General features: G+C 45.8%; 14 protein-coding genes. 5 read left to right on the top strand and 9 right to left on the bottom strand.

From position 1 onward, the window contains the following. Window positions 1-2: 2 nt before the first annotated feature. The 6 genes from P8F77_RS14875 to P8F77_RS14900 form a co-directional block, all read right to left on the bottom strand. Window positions 3-776: an RNA methyltransferase gene (locus P8F77_RS14875; protein ID WP_024726546.1), complete on the bottom strand. Its 774-nt coding sequence runs from the start codon at window positions 774-776 to the stop codon at window positions 3-5. A gap of 61 nt (window positions 777-837) precedes the next feature. After that, entirely contained in the window at window positions 838-1482 is a 645-nt protein-coding gene (locus P8F77_RS14880; protein ID WP_024726545.1) for a TrkA family potassium uptake protein, read from the bottom strand. Window positions 1483-1505: 23 nt separating this feature from the next. After that, window positions 1506-2864, bottom strand: coding sequence for a potassium transporter TrkG (locus P8F77_RS14885; RefSeq protein WP_024726544.1), 1359 nt, complete (start codon window positions 2862-2864; stop codon window positions 1506-1508). A 68-nt stretch (window positions 2865-2932) separates the two neighbouring features. Beyond that, a complete protein-coding gene (pfkA, locus tag P8F77_RS14890) occupies window positions 2933-3922 on the bottom strand; it encodes a 6-phosphofructokinase (protein WP_006566089.1) in 990 nt (329 codons plus the stop codon). An 81-nt stretch (window positions 3923-4003) separates the two neighbouring features. Continuing rightward, window positions 4004-7465: a DNA polymerase III subunit alpha gene (locus P8F77_RS14895; protein WP_287517195.1), complete on the bottom strand. Its 3462-nt coding sequence runs from the start codon at window positions 7463-7465 to the stop codon at window positions 4004-4006. An 18-nt stretch (window positions 7466-7483) separates the two neighbouring features. Then, window positions 7484-8041, bottom strand: a complete 558-nt coding sequence (locus P8F77_RS14900) for a GerMN domain-containing protein (protein WP_287517194.1) — start codon at window positions 8039-8041, stop codon at window positions 7484-7486. A gap of 119 nt (window positions 8042-8160) precedes the next feature. On the opposite strand from P8F77_RS14900, the gene murF reads away from it, so the two are divergent. From murF to P8F77_RS14915, 3 genes are all read left to right on the top strand, one after another. Beyond that, window positions 8161-9516, top strand: a complete 1356-nt coding sequence (gene murF / locus P8F77_RS14905) for a UDP-N-acetylmuramoyl-tripeptide--D-alanyl-D-alanine ligase (RefSeq protein WP_287517193.1) — start codon at window positions 8161-8163, stop codon at window positions 9514-9516. A gap of 410 nt (window positions 9517-9926) precedes the next feature. Further along, the gene (locus tag P8F77_RS14910; RefSeq protein ID WP_287517192.1) at window positions 9927-11315 is read left to right on the top strand and encodes a solute carrier family 23 protein; all 1389 of its coding nucleotides are present in this window, start codon (window positions 9927-9929) and stop codon (window positions 11313-11315) included. Window positions 11316-11339: 24 nt separating this feature from the next. Then, window positions 11340-12182 carry an MBL fold metallo-hydrolase gene (locus P8F77_RS14915; protein ID WP_287517191.1) on the top strand — a complete coding sequence of 281 codons (843 nt, stop codon included), beginning with the start codon at window positions 11340-11342 and terminating at the stop codon, window positions 12180-12182. Between the two features lie 58 nt (window positions 12183-12240). Here the strand turns inward: P8F77_RS14915 and P8F77_RS14920 are convergent, their stop codons facing one another. The 3 genes from P8F77_RS14920 to P8F77_RS14930 are packed head-to-tail and all read right to left on the bottom strand — an operon-like array spanning window position 12241 to window position 15646. Further along, window positions 12241-13611, bottom strand: coding sequence for a sodium-dependent transporter (locus P8F77_RS14920; RefSeq protein WP_287517190.1), 1371 nt, complete (start codon window positions 13609-13611; stop codon window positions 12241-12243). Between the two features lie 2 nt (window positions 13612-13613). Further along, window positions 13614-14975: a HAMP domain-containing sensor histidine kinase gene (locus P8F77_RS14925; protein ID WP_287517189.1), complete on the bottom strand. Its 1362-nt coding sequence runs from the start codon at window positions 14973-14975 to the stop codon at window positions 13614-13616. After that, window positions 14972-15646 (bottom strand): response regulator transcription factor, encoded by a 675-nt coding sequence (locus P8F77_RS14930; protein WP_287517188.1) that lies wholly within the window; start codon window positions 15644-15646, stop codon window positions 14972-14974. The genes P8F77_RS14925 and P8F77_RS14930 overlap by 4 nt, the downstream gene beginning before the upstream one ends. 121 nt (window positions 15647-15767) lie before the next feature. Here P8F77_RS14930 and P8F77_RS14935 point away from each other — a divergent pair, with 121 nt between their 5' ends. Both P8F77_RS14935 and P8F77_RS14940 read left to right on the top strand, forming a co-directional pair. After that, on the top strand, window positions 15768-16244 hold the full coding sequence (locus tag P8F77_RS14935) for an entericidin EcnA/B family protein (RefSeq protein WP_024726534.1): 477 nt from the start codon (window positions 15768-15770) through the stop codon (window positions 16242-16244). Between the two features lie 111 nt (window positions 16245-16355). Then, window positions 16356-17006: an Ig-like domain-containing protein gene (locus P8F77_RS14940; protein WP_024726533.1), complete on the top strand. Its 651-nt coding sequence runs from the start codon at window positions 16356-16358 to the stop codon at window positions 17004-17006. The last annotated feature ends 19 nt before the right edge of the window (window positions 17007-17025 follow it).

Here is a 17025-nt window from a genome sequence, read left to right on the forward strand (position 1 = left end):
AATCAGCTACCTCCTTTTCTCTGCCTCCTGGCCTCATACATGAGAAGTCCTCCGGCCATAGCTGCATTTAATGATTCGACCTGGCCTTCCATCGGGATCCTGATCCTCTTATCTGCCAAAGCCGCAATTCGGTCTGTCAGCCCATTCCCTTCGTTGCCTATGAGAAATGCACTGATTTTATCATAGCATTCATCCGTGTAATCTGAACCGTCCAGATGCGCCGCGTAAACATGAATGGAACGCTGCTTTAACAGTTCCACTATCTCAGCCAGATCCTCCACATAACAAAACGGCACCCGGAAGATGGAACCCATAGTAGAGCGTATGACTTTTGGGTTGTAGATATCCACCGTATCTTTACTCATGATGACACAGCAGACTCCTGCTCCTTCTCCGGTCCTGATCAATGTCCCCAGATTTCCCGGATCCTGTAGGTTCTCCAGCAAAAGAATGCTGTTGCCGTCCCTTTTGAATATTTCAGAAATCGGGGTCTGCTCCATTCTCACCAGGGAAAGAATCCCCTGGGGTGTCTCTGTATCAGAGATCTCACGGAAAACTTGGGGAGATACCTCCTCAAAAGAAATTCCCCGGAGTATTTCTCTATGCTCCTTTATAAAATCACTGGAGACAAATACTTTTTCTCTCCGGTCCTCCGGTATCTCCCGAAACATGCGGAGTCCCTCAATAACAAACAGTCCGGTCTTTTTTCTCTCTCTGGAACTTTTCAGTAATTTTACCACCTGTTTGATCTGTTTATTCTGTGATGTTGTAATCATAAGTTTTTCTCCACTATCTAAAGCCGGTACAGGAAAACCCCAGTCCGGACATCACTTCCATTTATCTAAGCTTGATCAAATCTTCTTTATTTCCAATCACAATCAGGCTGTCGCGCTCATTTAATATCTGGTCCGGATCCGGCGCCCCGTTAAAATCTTCTCCACTATGGATGGCCACAACATTGATGTTATATTTCCCACGGATATCCAGCTGGCGCAGATTTTTCCCAACCCAGCCTTTTTTCAGATGGATCTCCACGATACTGGTCTTGGATGACAGGTCAAACAGGTCCATCACTTTTCCACTCACAAGATTGTAGGCAGTCCTGGCACCCATTTCCTCCTCAGGATATACCACCTCATCGGCGCCGATCCTTTTTAGAATCTCTCCTTTCAGCCTTCCATCTGCCTTAGCAAGGATATACGGAACTCCGATCTCCTTTGCGATCATCAGTGCCATAACACTGGCTTCCAGACTTTCCGCAGTGGCAATGACCACCCCGTCCATCTCTTCCAGCCCGATGCTGTTCATCACTTCCATATCTGTGACATCCGCACAGACTGCACAGGTAACATAATCCACAATATCCCGGACCAATTCTTCCTTCTGGTCCACTGCCAGCACTTCCGCCCCATCTTTCATCAGATTTAAGGCCACACTCTTGCCAAATTTACCAAGCCCAAGCACTGCATATGATTTTCCCATTATCCTTACTCCTTTATATGCTTTTATCCTAAAATAATATCTTCTTCCGGATACGCTGCCAATACTTTCTTTTTACCCCGGACTGCAAATCCCACTGCCAAAGAGACAGGACCGACCCTTCCCAGATACATGGTGACGATGATCGCCAGCCTTCCGATCACACTCAAATCCGGTGTCAGTCCCTTGCTAAGACCCACGGTTCCAAGTGCGGAGACACATTCATAACATGTATCCATAAAGGATGCGGTGTCAGATACCAGTACGATCAAAATAGAAGACAACAGTACAATCAGATTGACACAAATGATCGTCAGTGCCTTTGGTATAACATGCATTGGTATGGTTCTCTTAAATATATGGATCGCTCCCTCCTGCTTGACCGTTACGAGCACACAGTAAACCAAAACAACAAATGTGACCGTCTTAACTCCGCCTGCTGTTCCCACAGGAGAGCCTCCGATGAACATAAGAATCATAGAGATCAGAGAGGAGCCCTCGGTCAGCGCCGCCTGGGGAACAGTCTCAAATCCCGCCGTTCTTACTGTGACAGACTGGAACATAGATGCCATGAGCTTATTGCCAAGAGAAAGGTTTCCTATTGTTTTAGTATTTGCATATTCAAAGATAAAAATAAATACGGTACCGATAAAAATTAAAATCACTGTGGTGGACAATACGATCTTAGAGTGAAGTCTCAGCTTTCCGAAAGCTCTGCGAAGCGGAAATTCCCTATGGATCAGTTCCCTGAATACCCGTAGCAAGTCCCTCCAAACGATAAAACCGAGGCCTCCTAAAATGATCAGCCCCATGACAGTAAAATTCACTACTGGGTTTGTAATGTAGCTTCTGAGACTATCCATCTGCACGATATCGATCCCTGCGTTGCAAAAAGCGGAAATAGAGTTAAAAACAGATGCCCATATGCCGTATTTTACACCGAATTCCGGAATAAACTGTGTTGCAAATAATGCCGCTCCGATCCCTTCTATAATAAAAGTCCCCTTTAAAATCTTGCGGACCAGTTCTATGAGACCGGACATTGTATTCAAGCTGAAGGACTCCTGGATCAGGATTCTGTTTTTCATTGTCAGCTTTTTCTTCAGAAACAAAAACATTCCTGTGGTGAATGTGATAACACCCAGACCTCCCAGCTGTATCAGCACCAGGATCACCAACTGTCCGAAAGTACTCCAGTAAGTCATCGTTGTCTCCACCACCAGCCCGGTGACACACACAGATGTTGTGGATGTAAACAATGCGTCAATATAAGGCGTGGCGTGGCCGTTCCTTGACGCGATCGGCAATGTCAGCAGCACAGACCCAATCAGTATGACAAATAAGAATCCAAATAATATAATATGGACCGGCTTAATCTTCTTCATTCCCTTTCATTTCTCCTTATATACAGAAAAAGCCATCTTTAAAAGATCGCTTTTTCCATAAAATCTTTTTATTTTCCAAGTAAATGGGCAATCTGTAATTGATAGTCATCCACATGCTTTTCCATTGCCAGACCCTCGTCCATATCGATGTCCATGAACTTTCCGTTCTGATATCCGACGATACGGTTGCTCTTTCCTGCACATAAAAGATCCACTGCATAGGCTCCCATCATAGAAGCATACACCCTGTCTTTTGCTGTAGGGCTTCCGCCTCGCTGCATGTGACCTAAGATCGTAGCTCTTGTCTCAATTCCTGTAGCTGCCTCGATCCTCTTGGCCATGCCGTAGGAATGTCCAACACCTTCCGCATTAATGATCATATGATGAGTCTTTCCTAACGCTCTGTTCCTGAGCAGATGTTCGATGATCTGCTGCTCTAACTTCGGCATGTTGCCGTCAAAGCTTTCCGGGATCAGGATATCTTCCGCTCCGGTTGCCATTCCGCACCACAGTGCGATATATCCGGCGCCGCGTCCCATTACCTCAACGATACTGCAGCGCTCGTGGGATGTGGATGTGTCCCTGATCTTATCAATGGCTTCCATCGCCGTGTTGACTGCTGTATCAAATCCGATGGTATACTCGGTACATGCGATGTCAAGGTCGATGGTGCCGGGAATTCCGATGGTGTTGATCCCAAGTTCCGCAAGTCTCTGCGCTCCCTGGAAAGAACCGTCTCCACCGATGACAACAAGTCCGTCGATTCCCTGTTCGCGGCACACCTCTGCGCCTCTCTTCTGTCCTTCCGGTGTCTTAAACTCATCACAGCGGGCAGTAAATAAGATGGTTCCTCCCCGTGAAATACTATCTGCAGTGTGTCTTGAAGTCAGATCGATGATATCCTCATTCAATAAACCATTATATCCTTTTCTGATACCCTTTACATTTAAACCGCGCTCTAAACCGACTCTAACGACTGCTCTTGTGGCAGCGTTCATTGCGGGTGCATCCCCTCCGCTGGTCAGTACTCCAATTGTTCTTACTTTCGGTGTTCCCATGTTAAAATCCTCCAAATAATAGCATAAAATTATATTTTGTTAGACTCATTTTAATGCATTTGTTAAAGATTTTCAATATAATTATTTTAACCCTGTTTTCTTGATCCTGATATTTTCTTTTCCATATCGTTCTCCAAGTACATATATGAGTTCATTCTCACTGTTCACCGCGAAAGCCCGGTCCAGTCTGTTCACGGCTCTCTCCTTCCTGCAATAGACGATCACCGGATTGCTGCCCCTGTAAGGCTTCAGCATCTCATAAAACCGTTCCTGCTCTGCAAAAAAACAGTCCTTGTCATCAAACTGTACCCAAATCTCCTGGGACAGGTCGTCAAACGTGCTGATCTGGCTGCAGATCATCTTGCTCTCTTCCTCTGAGATAGAGGTATTTCCTTTTACAAAGATCTTGGCATCCTCTTTGAGAAGATGCTGGTAGTTGTTAAATTCTCTCGGAAATACGATGACTTCCACTGTTCCCATCAGATCTTCCACCGTCAGAAACGCCATATTCTGGTTGTTTCTGGTGAGTTTTATATTCATGTCACTGATAATGCCTCCGATGATACAGGTCTGCTTATCCTTTAATACCGGCTGCCCCGTCTCTTCTTCCGCAACAAAATCGGATGTACTGGCTGTTGTGAGTCTCTCCAGGATCTCAACATCGTCTTCCAGCGGATGTCCGCTTACATAGATGCCCAGCACCTCTTTTTCGATTGCCAGTCTCTGTTCTTTGTCATATTCCCCAACGTCCGGGTACTTTATCTCAAAGCTCTCCTGCTGGTCCTCCGACATAAAGTCTAAAAGGCTCATCTGTCCGGAGATCTCCTGTTTGCGTTCCTTCTGGACACTCTCCAGGATACTTGCGTAGACGAACATCTGCTGTTTCCTTGTCCGCCCAAGTCCGTCCAGTGCCCCGGATTTGATCAGGCTCTCCACGGTCCGTTTGTTCATTTCCTTACTGGACAGCCGTTCCACCAGATCTTTCAGGCTCCTGAAAGGCCCATGCTCGGATCTCTCCTTTAGGATCTCTTCTATGACCGGCTTTCCAAGACTCTTGATGGCGCTGAGCCCGTAGCGGATACATCCGTCATCCACGGAAAATGCTCCTTCGCCCTTATTGATATCCGGCGGCAGTATCCTGATTCCCATCTTCCGGCAGGCATAGATATATTCTGATACCTTATTAGTGTTTCCCAAAACGGAGGTCAGCAATGCAGCCATGAATTCTTTTCGATAGTAGCATTTCAGATAAGCAGTCTGATAAGAGACCACCGCATAGGCTGCCGCATGGGATTTATTAAAGGCATACTTTGCAAAATCCAGCATCTCATCCCAGATATGATTTGCCAGCTTTTCGTCGATGCCATTTTTGATACAGCCGGGGATTCCTTCCTCTTCATTGCCATATACAAAATTCTTCCGCTCCTTCACCATGACGTCGCCCTTTTTTTTGGACATGGCTCTGCGCACAAGGTCACTGCGGCCGAGAGTATATCCTGCCAGCTCCATTACGATTTGCATTACCTGTTCCTGATATACGATACATCCATATGTGGGCTTTAAGATCTTCTCCAGCTGCGGGCAGTCATAGCGGATGCTCTCTTTATCTACTTTTCCCTTAACGTATCTCGGGATAAAGTCCATCGGTCCCGGCCGGTAAAGAGAGATACCCGCGATGATCTCCTCCAGGCTCTCCGGCTTCAGTTCCTTCATGAAAGATTTCATGCCGCCGCTTTCCAGCTGGAACACACCCTCTGTCTTTCCCTGGCCGATCATCTCATAGACTTTTGCGTCTTCCGTATCGATATCATTAATGTTAAACGGCCTGCCCTCTTTCTTCTCAATCAGGTGCACCGCATCCTGGATGACAGTCAATGTCCGGAGTCCCAGGAAATCCATTTTGAGCAGTCCCAATTCTTCGATGGTGGTCATGGTAAACTGCGTCGTTATGGCATCGTCTGTACCTTTTGCCAAAGGCACAAACTCATCAATGGAATCCTTGCCGATCACTACGCCTGCGGCATGCATGGATGCGTGCCTCGGCAGTCCTTCCAGACGCTTCGACATGTCGATAAGATATTTTGTTTCTTCATCTTCCGCATATGCCTTTTTCAGATCAGGACTTTTTTTCAACGCCCCCTCTATGGTGATATTCAGCTCATTGGGCACCATTTTTGCAATGCTGTCCACCTTGGCGTAAGGAATATCCAGAACTCTTCCCACGTCCCGGATGACCGCCCTGGCCGCCATAGTTCCGAACGTTATGATCTGAACCACCTTATCTTTTCCATACTTCTCCACCACATAGTCAATGACTTCCTGCCTGCGCTCATAACAGAAATCAATATCAATATCCGGCATGGATACACGCTCCGGATTCAGGAAGCGCTCAAACAGAAGCTGGTATTTGGTGGGTTCAATATCTGTGATCTCCAGACAGTAGGATACAATACTTCCCGCCGCAGATCCCCGCCCGGGTCCCACAGCGATACCATGGTCTTTGGCATAGCGGATAAAATCCCATACGATCAGGAAATAGTCCACATATCCCATATTTTCAATCGTGTCCAGCTCAAATTCCAGACGGTCTCTGAGTTCCCCGGACACCTCTTTGTAACGGCGGCTGATGCCCTCATCACAAAGCTTTTTTAAATAAGAAGTAGATGTATAACCCTCAGGCACGTCAAACTTCGGCACCTTCTGCTCTCCGAAGATAATCTCCACATTGCACCGCTTTGCTATCTTTTCTGTATTGTCTATGGCTTCTCTGGCATACGGAAAAAGCCGTTCCATCTCCTCAGGTGATTTGAGATAATATTGTCCGCCTTCATACCGCATCCTGTCCTCATCCGCCACTTTTTTTCCGGTCTGGATGCACAGCAGGATATCATGGGGCTCCACGTCCTCCGCAAAGGTATAGTGGAGATCATTGGTGGCCACCAGCTCGATCCCTGTCTCCTTGGACATCTTCAGCAGGGCTGAGTTGACTGTTGTCTGCTCACTGATCCCATGATCCTGGAGCTCCAGAAAGAAATTGCCCTTGCCGAAGATCTTCTCCAGCCTCAGGGCAGCTTCTTTTGCCTTCTCATAGTCTCCTTCTCTGATATAAGTAGGGATCTCTCCTCCCAGACAGGCACTCAGCGCAATGATGCCTTCACTGTAAGTCTCCAGCACTTCATAATCTACTCTCGGCTTATAGTAAAACCCTTCTGTAAATCCTCTGGATACAATCTTCATCAGGTTGTGATACCCCTGGTCATTTTCAGCCAAAAGGACCAGATGGAAATAATTGTTGCTGCCCTGTCTGCCGTCCTTTTCAAATCTGGATCCAGCCGTCACATAGATCTCACATCCAATGATTGGCTTGATGCCTTCAGCTTTGGCTGCCTTATAGAAATCAATGACTCCATACATGGCGCCATGGTCTGTGATGGCAATGCTGTCCATCCCCAGTTCTTTGGTCTGATGCACAAGCTCCTTGATCTTACTGGATCCATCCAGCAGACTGTATTCTGTATGAACATGTAAGTGTGTAAAACTCATGGACTTTCTCTCCTGTAATTATTCTTCACCCGGTCTCTGAGGCTCATCGTAAATATTATGTCCGGTCTCTAATACTTTCCCCTCCACCGTAAACTTCATTGACTTTGTGCCAAGATTCTCACAGATGGTCTTTGTCACTGCCTGAACTGTCAGCACTTCACCGGAGCTGCCCATCCTGCGCAGGGTCTTTTCAAATGTATTATTAAAGTCGACGTAGGCTGTCTGCTTCTTGATCTGGAAAGAGTTGATCTTCGTCCCCTCTTCCAGGGTTCCCATCTTGATCATCTCTTTCAGCAGCTTCTGCGCCGTCACATCCTGGATCTTTACCTTTCCCTGAATCAATGTCTCCACATTGTCATCCGGCGCATAGATGGTACACTCTTTTACAACCGGCTTCTTTGATTCTGCCGTTGTGGCTGCGGCTTTTTTCCCTGTTGTCTTTTTCTTTGCCGTGGTCTTTTCTGCCTCAGTGGAAGCTTTTGTTGCCTTCTTTGTATTATCATTACTGCATCCGGCTAATCCCGCTGCAGCAGCCACAGCCAGCAGTCCGGCAAATATCAGTTTTTTCTTTCTCATAACATGTCCTCCTTCGATTGATCGAACAACAATTCTATACAGATATATAGATTTTACCACAAAACCATTTCCTGTGCTATAATGCTAAGGAAAAGATAAGAAGATAAAGGAGTAAGATTATGGAACATATGACCATTCAGGATATTTTAGCTGCAACCGGCGGCACCCTTCTGTGCGGCGATTCTTCTATGCCGATCAAACGCATAAGCACAGACTCCAGAACAGTGGGGCCGGATACCTTGTTTGTACCCATCATCGGTGAACGTGTAAACGCACATAAATTTATCGACAGCGCCCTGAAAGACGGCGGAGCTGCTCTGACTCAGGAACATGACCGCGCAGAAGGTCCGCATCCATTTATCAGGGTGCCGGATACCTTAAAGGCCATGCAGCAGATCGCATCTTATTATAGAAATAAAATGTCCCTTCCGATCATCGGAATTACAGGAAGTGTTGGAAAAACCACGACCCGCGAGATGATCGCCCATGTGCTGAAGGGCAAATACCGTGTGTTTGAGACCATTGGAAACCAGAACAGCCAGGTCGGTGTGCCCTTGACCCTGGACCGCCTCACATCAAAGGATGAGATCGGAGTGCTGGAGATGGGTATGAGTGAACCGGGGCAGATTACGATTCTCGGAGAGATCATTCGCCCAAATGCTGCGGTAGTCACAAATGTAGGTGTCTCCCATATTGAACAGATGGGAAGCCGGGACAATATCTGCCGTGAAAAACTGGATATCCAGAACGGTCTGGCCAAAAACGGCGTACTGTACTTAAACGGCGACAATGATATGATCCGAAAACATATCGGTTATGTGACACATTCATATAAATTTTTTGGATTTTCAGAAGACTGCTCCTATCGTGCTGAGGAAGTAAAAGAGATCAATGGTCAGACCCATTTTACTTTCGTCCATGAAGATATGAGGGAACCAATCATTTTAAATGTTCTTGGGGATCACAATGTCTCCAACGCCCTTGCCGCAATCGCCCTGGGCCTTGCCTATGATGTTCCGATGGAAACGATCAAACGGCAGCTTGCCACATTTTCCGGACAGCGCCAGAACATTCTCAAAATGCATGGATACACGGTCATTGATGACGCCTACAATGCCAGTCCCGATTCTATGAAAGCAGGTCTTAAAATTTTATCAGATTATCAGGACAGTGGAAAAAAAGTCGCGGTTCTGTCCGATATGCTGGAGCTGGGACCAGATTCTCCGGATTACCACAGGGAAGTCGGCGAATTCCTGGGCACGGCAGATATTACGGATCTATACATCACGGGAACCCTTTCCAAAGAATATGCAAAAGCTGCACAAAAAAAGAATCCCTCACTAAAAACGAAATGGTTCGCTTCCAATCATGATCTGATATCTTATTTAAAGAATTATCTATCAGAACATGATGTAGTACTGATCAAAGCATCCAATGGGATGAAGCTGTATGAAGTGGCAAAAGCCCTTGACTAAGAAAAATTTTGACGGATGCAAAAATGAAAGGCCTTCCACCTGGCGATGGAAGGCCTTTCATTATACCAAAATACACTTAATGTGTGAGAGAGGGTTATCTCTAATTCAAGGGAGGGAACCTTGAATTTAGATTTATTATACATCATATTTCAGATTTTTGTGCGTCAATGTAATAAGTGGCTGTTTTATTGTCATGAAAACTTTTACTGACCCTTATTTTTCCTTTTTTATTACCGTTTATCTTATATTTTCCCCGTTTATTTTTTATGGATTCTTCTGTGATGCGTCTTTTTTTGACATTCTTCGTCTGCTGTGCTACTTTAAATAGGCAAACCGGAGAAGATTCCCTCAGGGAAGAGAAAATTGTCCTCCGGTTTTCTTCATTATCTAATATTAAAAAGGAGATTTATATGAAAAACCAATCATTTTCGTCCGCTCATGATCTGGAAGGAAGAATTCCCTTTCCCCAGGCTGTCCTTTTAGGACTGCAGCATGTCCTGGCAATGTTTGCAGGAAATCTGACTCCGATCATCCTGATCGCCGGCGCCTGCGGCATCGGTGCAGGCAGCCCTCTTCAGGTATCTATCTTACAAAATGCCATGCTGGTAGCCGGCCTCGTAACCTTTGTACAGCTGTTCACCATTGGACCAGTGGGTGCCCGCCTTCCGGTCGTCATGGGTACCAGCTCCGGGTTTATCGGAGTGTGTTCCGGGGTGGCAGCCTCTATGGGCGGCGGAGTGGCAGCATACGGAGCCATTCTGGGAGCGAGCATCATCGGCGGCCTGTTTGAAGGGGTTCTGGGATTTTTCTTAAAGCCCCTGCGAAAGTTTTTTCCGTCTGTGGTCACCGGTACAGTGGTCATGGCCATCGGTCTGTCCCTGATCTCTGTGGGGATCAATTCTTTCGGAGGCGGCTCCGGAGCTGGGGATTTCGGTTCCCTCCCGAACCTTTTTGTGGGAGCTGTGGTACTGATTGTGATCGTTGTCTTAAAGCATTTCACAAAAGGTGTAACCAGCAGTTCCTCTATTCTGATCGGTGTTATCGTGGGCTACATTCTCTGCGCTGTCATGGGCCTGTTTCTGCCCACTACCTATACAAATGCAGAGGGTGCCGTGCAGACAGCTTCCTGGGTTTTAAATTGGGATAAAATGGCCGATGCCGGCTGGTTCTCTCTTCCTAAGCTCATGCCCGTCAAGATCGTATTTGACCTGAAGGCTATCATACCGATCGCCATTATGTTTATCGTGACTTCTGTTGAGACGATAGGCGATATTTCCGGCATCACAGAGGGAGGATTGTCCAGAGAAGCCACCGATAAAGAACTCTCCGGCGGCGTGATCTGTGACGGTTTGGGATCTTCCTTCGCTTCTGTTTTCGGAGTGCTCCCAAATACATCCTTTAGTCAGAACGTAGGTCTTGTGGGAATGACAAAGGTTGTCAACTTATATTCTATTTCCATGGGCGCAGGCTTCCTTGTAATCTGCGGACTGTTTCCCAAACTGGCGGCATTGGTCTCCATCATGCCCCAGTCCGTGCTCGGCGGAGCTGCGGTTATGATGTTCGCTTCCATCGTAGTCAGCGGAATCCAGCTGATCACCAAAGACGGAGTAAGCAACCGGGTTGTAACCATCGTATCTGTGGCTTTAGGACTCGGCTATGGACTCGGTGCCAACGCCCAGGCCCTGGCAAACCTTCCTCAGGCAGTTCAGCTGATCTTCGGCGGCTCCGGGATCGTTCCCGCGGCTCTGGTTGCTATCGTCTTAAATGTAGCGATACCAAAGGAAAAAACAGACAATTAATCATCGTTTCAGGAGGAAGATCATATGAAAATTACGACTCTCATTGAGAATCAGGCTCCGGACTCTCTGTGCAGAGAACACGGACTGGCAATGCATATTGAGTATAAAGGGAAAAACTATCTTCTGGATACCGGTGCCTCCGGACAATTTGCAGAAAATGCGCACCGGCTGGGCATCTGTCTTTCCGATGTGGATGCAGCCTTTCTCTCCCACGCTCATTACGATCACTCCGGCGGGTACCGGGAATTCTTCTCCGAGAATTCAAAAGCGGTGCTTTATCTTCAAAAGGCTGTCAGAGAAAATTGTTATTCTAAATTCCTGCTGTACAGACAATACATCGGTGTACCGAAGGGTGTTCTTAAGAACTATCGAAACCGTCTCAGGTTTATGTCCGGCACAGTGGAAACAGAGCCAGGCGTCTGGACGGTCTCACACAGCATTCCCGGACTTTCGGAGAGAGGCCGCCGCGGACACATGTATATTAAGTCAAAAAACGGTTTCAGTCCTGATAATTTCAGCCACGAGCAGAGTCTCGTATTTGAGCGTGAAAATGATCTGGTTCTGTTCAACAGTTGCTGCCATGCAGGTGTTGTTTCTATCATTGACGAAGTAAATTACGCCCTGAAGACAGCAGATAAGAAGGTCTCTTATGTATTCGGCGGTTTTCATACCATGGGGCTCCGGGGTCCGGGCAGTATGAGCGGCAGGCCGGAAGACATCCAGGAGCTTGGAAGACAACTGCTTAAACGGAATATCTCCTGTGTCTATACCGGCCACTGTACGGGTATTCCCGCTTTCCGGGTATTGAAAAAAACAATGAAAGAAAAAGTGCGCTATATGAAAACAGGCAGCGTGATCAGCTTATAGGTTAAGTAAAGGGAAAGGGCCCTGGATAATTCCAAGACCCTTTTGCCATCCTGCCGTTTTATTTGAATTTGTCGATATAACCCTGTACAAAAATAAAGATAACGATCAGCGGAAGAATAAACGTAACATATTTCCTCGTCCATTCCGGATATTTGATTCCTTTTCCCGCATTGGCCTCTTCGCTGAAGTTTTTCCATCCCCAGCCGTATTTCGTCACACAGAACAGCAGATACACTAAAGACCCCAGCGGAAGAATATTGTTGCTCACAATAAAATCCTCCAGATCCTGGATCGTACTTTTCGCCCCAAAAGGCATGATATGGCTCCACACATTGAATCCGAGTGCACACGGAAGCGACAATATGGTGATCAGTATCCCGTTGAAAACACTCGCTTTCTTGACTGTCCAGCCCCATAAATCCTGTGCAAAAGAAATGATATTCTGAAACACTGCTATGATTGTCGACAGCGCCGCAAAGGACATAAACAGGAAGAACAGGGCTCCCCATATCCTGGCACCCGGCATCTCGTTAAATACATTCGGCAGTGTGATAAATACCAGGTTTGGTCCGCTGTCCGGCCGCACTCCGAAAGCAAAGCAGGCCGGAAAGATAATCAGTCCTGACATAAGAGCTACAAGTGTATCCAATACGGCCACGCTGACAGCTTCTCCTGTCAGACGGTAAGACCGGTCAATATAGCTTCCGAAAATTGCGATAGCTCCGATCCCAAGGCTCAGCGTAAAGAACGCCTGTCCCATAGCCGCAGAGACTACTTTCATGATTCCCTGCTCCTTCATGGCCTGGAAATCCGGCACAAGATAGAATGCAAGCCCTTTTGAGGCCCCCGGAAGTGTGACTGCTCTTATGACCAGCACAAGAATAACCACAAATAAACAAGACATCATGACTGTAGTAATCTTTTCCACACCATTCTGAAGCCCCAGAGAACAGATTAAAAATCCAACAATAATGACAACCAGCATCCAGAAAATCAGCACTTCCGGCTTTGATAAAAGTTCTCCGAACACAGCCTCAACCTGTTTCGGATTTTTACCCACAAAATCGCCTTTCAGCATCTTGAAGAAATAACTGATCATCCATCCTGCCACAGTCGTATAAAACATCATCAGCAGATAGTTTCCTGCCATTCCGAAATAGCTGTACCAATGCCACTTTGTTCCCTCGGGCTCCAATGTCTGAAACGAAGTTGCGATACTTTTCTGGCTGGCACGCCCCACTGAAAACTCCATGACCATGATCGGCAGTCCCAGCGCAAATAAGAAAAACAAATATACCAATACGAAGGCAGCTCCTCCGTACTGTCCGGTTACAAACGGAAACCTCCATACATTTCCGATCCCTATGGCGCATCCTGCCGATATTAAGATAAATCCAATCCTCGACGAAAACTTTTCTCTCTTTTCCATAATTACTTTTCCTTTAATTCAAAGATAAATTCTGAACCTTCTCCTTCCTTACTTTTTACCCAAATCTGTCCTTCATGTATCCTGACAATCCATCTTACCATAGACAGGCCCAGACCGGTACCCCTGACTTGATTTTGGCTGTTCCTGCTCCTGTCAGCGCGGTAAAAACGGTTCCATATCTTGTCTAAATGTTCCGCTCCGATGCCCTGTCCGTCATCCTTCACTATTCCCCGGATTTTCCCGTCTTTTTTGAACAGCGATACTTTCACTATTCCATTTCTCTTTCCATAGTCAATGGAATTCTCCACCAGATTAATCAGCATCCTGGTCAGAAGCATCTGGTCTCCTCTGGCTGTGAGGCCGGGCTCGATCTCACTCAGCAGATGAATCCTTTTTTCATCGGCTCTCTGTGACAATTCCTCCAATGTCATTTCTGCCAGCATACTCATATCCACAGGCTCAAACTGGAAATTCTCTTTTCCTCTCTCGCTCCGGGCAATCATCAAAAGCTGTGAGATAAGATCCGACATTTTCTTAGCCTGGCGAAGAACAATCTGAATCTCATGTTTCTGTTCTTGACTGAGTGTATCTTCCTCCAGGGCATATTCACACTGTGCTATGATCACAGAAACCGGAGTCCTTAGTTCGTGGGAGACATCGGAAGTAAACTGTTTTTCATCCTCAAATGATGCTTCCAGACGGTCAAACATTTCATTGAACGTACATGTCAGCTGACGCATTTCATCTTCCGATTTTGGCTCCGGGAGACGTTTTGACAAATCCGCACCGCTGCTGATGTCCCCTGCGGTAGTACATATATCATCTACCGGCTTTAGAGCTTTCTTCGTCATCATGTATCCGATCAGCCCAATGGCCAGAATCAGGAGCGGATATACAGCTAAAAAGGCCAGCAGAACCATATGCATAATCTGTTCCATGCCATGTATAGAAACGATCCCTCTGATCCAGATGGCCTTTCCTGTACCGTACTGATAAGCGGCGTCATAGATCATCCACTGCTTGCTTCCCTTCTCTATGTTTCGGACTTCATGAGACTGAAGCTTTGTTTCTTTCGGAAACTCCACGGGCATACTGCCGTGCAGCAGCCTTCCTTCCTGATCATAGATACAAAACATGACGCCGTCGTCATAATAGTCTACCTCCGGGTCCAGATAATAGGTTCCGTTCTGGAACTCTATATCGTGAGCAAAGTCGGCTACCATTCCCTGAAGATCTTCCTCTGTCTTGGACAGTTCCAGCTGATTGATAAATATGAAAACCCCTGCAAATACTGCTGCCAGCACGACAGCGATCATCCCTGTATACCAAAGGGTAACTCTTTTTTTAATCGAAAATCGTCTCATACTTCTTTCCTCAGAACGTATCCAACGCCTCTCACCGTGTGGATCAGCTTACAGCCAAATCCTTCATCAATCTTCTTCCTCAGATAACGGATGTAGACATCCACCACATTAGATCCGCCCTCAAAATTATAGTTCCATGCATGCTTTTCAATCTGATCCCTGGACAGCACAATATTCTGATTTCTCAGCATATATTCAAGGACCATAAATTCTTTGCTGGAAAGAGATATCTTTTTATCTGCACGGGTAACTTCCTTTGATTCACAGTCCAGGACCAGGTCATCAATCGTCAGCCGGTTAGAAACCAGGGCCGGTTTCCTCCGCATCATGACCCGCACCCTGGCCATAAGTTCTTCAAACGAAAAAGGTTTTACAAGGTAGTCGTCGGCTCCAAGGTCCAGGCCCTTCACGCGGTCTTCAATGCCGTCTCTTGCAGTCAGAAACAATACCGGCGTGTCGCTGCCCTCTCTCCGGATCTTTCTCAGCAGTTCCAGTCCGTCAAGTCCAGGAAGCATAATATCCAGAATTATGCCGTCATAATCTGCCATGGAGATATAATCCAGTGCATCCAGGCCGTTTCCGCAGTCATCTACGGTATAATGCTCTTTCTTCAGTTTCTTTTTTAAGATGCTTCTTAAATCCCCTTCGTCTTCCACAATTAACAGGCGCATGTCATACCTCCATATGGAACTATTATAATATAAATGTAATTTTATGAAAATGTTTTAATTTAATTTTAATAATCGGGAACTATAATAAAGTTATCAAAAATATAAGAAAGGAGATTTTATTATGAAAATTAAAATAACAGCCATATTAGCCTGCCTTACATTTGTATTCTTATTTGCAGGATGCCAGAGTACCCCGAAGGATCAGGCCGAATCAACTACCACACAGGATATCGCCACAACAGCGAAGGGAACTGAAAAAGCCACTGAAAAGTCAACAGCGACTCAGACAACCACTTCCGACACACCTGATTTCAGCAAATATGAGACAAAAATCTCAAAGATTACAAAGAAAATCCAGGCGGCAAAACCCGCTTCCAACGCTTCCAAAAATCAAGATAAATTTTATAGCTTAAAGAAAGAACTGGATGCGATCGACCATGAACTTGATACTCTGGATGACGATTACGAGCATCAATATGATACCGGAAAACTCTCTGCTGAAAAATATAAAGACATCGAGCGCAAGATTGACGCTCTCGAAGACAAACTTGATTTTGCAGAAGATTCTTTAGAAAACAAGTTCGGTATTGATGATTAACAGCTGAATTTAATTTTAAATATCTCAGGCCTGCTTCCTGTCAGCATACGAGGCAGGCCGGAAGATATTTATCACTGCAAACGTATTTAATGACGAAGGAGGTAAAAAGCCATGAAAATCAAAAAAATTTTGTTAATGTTTATGGGATTCATGATGGGACTTTCCCTTTCCCTGTCCCCTGCAGTAATCCATGCAGACAGCGATGACCCGAAACCCACTTCTATCCGAAAACTCAACTATAAAAAGAGGACTGTCAGAGTCGGGCAGAAATTTGAATTGAAGGCTTATGCCAGACCATATGATTATGATGACGATCAGCTCATCTGGTCTACCGGCAACAAAAAAATCGTAAAAATTATCAGCAAAGACCGCAGAGACGATGATATTACATTAAAAGCCATGAAAACCGGAAAAGTAAAGATCACCTGCCGCATCCGCGGAACAAAGAAAAAGAAAACCTGTACAGTAACCGTAAAGAAAAAAGTGAAAAAGAAATACATAAAACCGACAAAGATCAAACTGGATGATAAACGGATGGATGTAGACGTGAATGATACTGAGGATATTGATTATAAGGTATATCCAAAAAAAGCTACGAACAAAAAAGTAACCTTCCGTTCCAGCAACACAAAAATAGCAACAGTAAACTCCCGGGGTGATGTAAGAGGAATCCGCCCGGGCAGAACAAAGATCACACTGACATGTAAAGCAAATCCGAAAGTAAAAGCTTATGTATATGTTATTGTAGAATATGACGATTAAAGATTCATGGGAGGAGAAT

Source organism: Anaerostipes sp. PC18, from assembly GCF_039789045.1.
In the GTDB taxonomy this organism is placed as follows: domain Bacteria; phylum Bacillota; class Clostridia; order Lachnospirales; family Lachnospiraceae; genus Anaerostipes; species Anaerostipes hominis.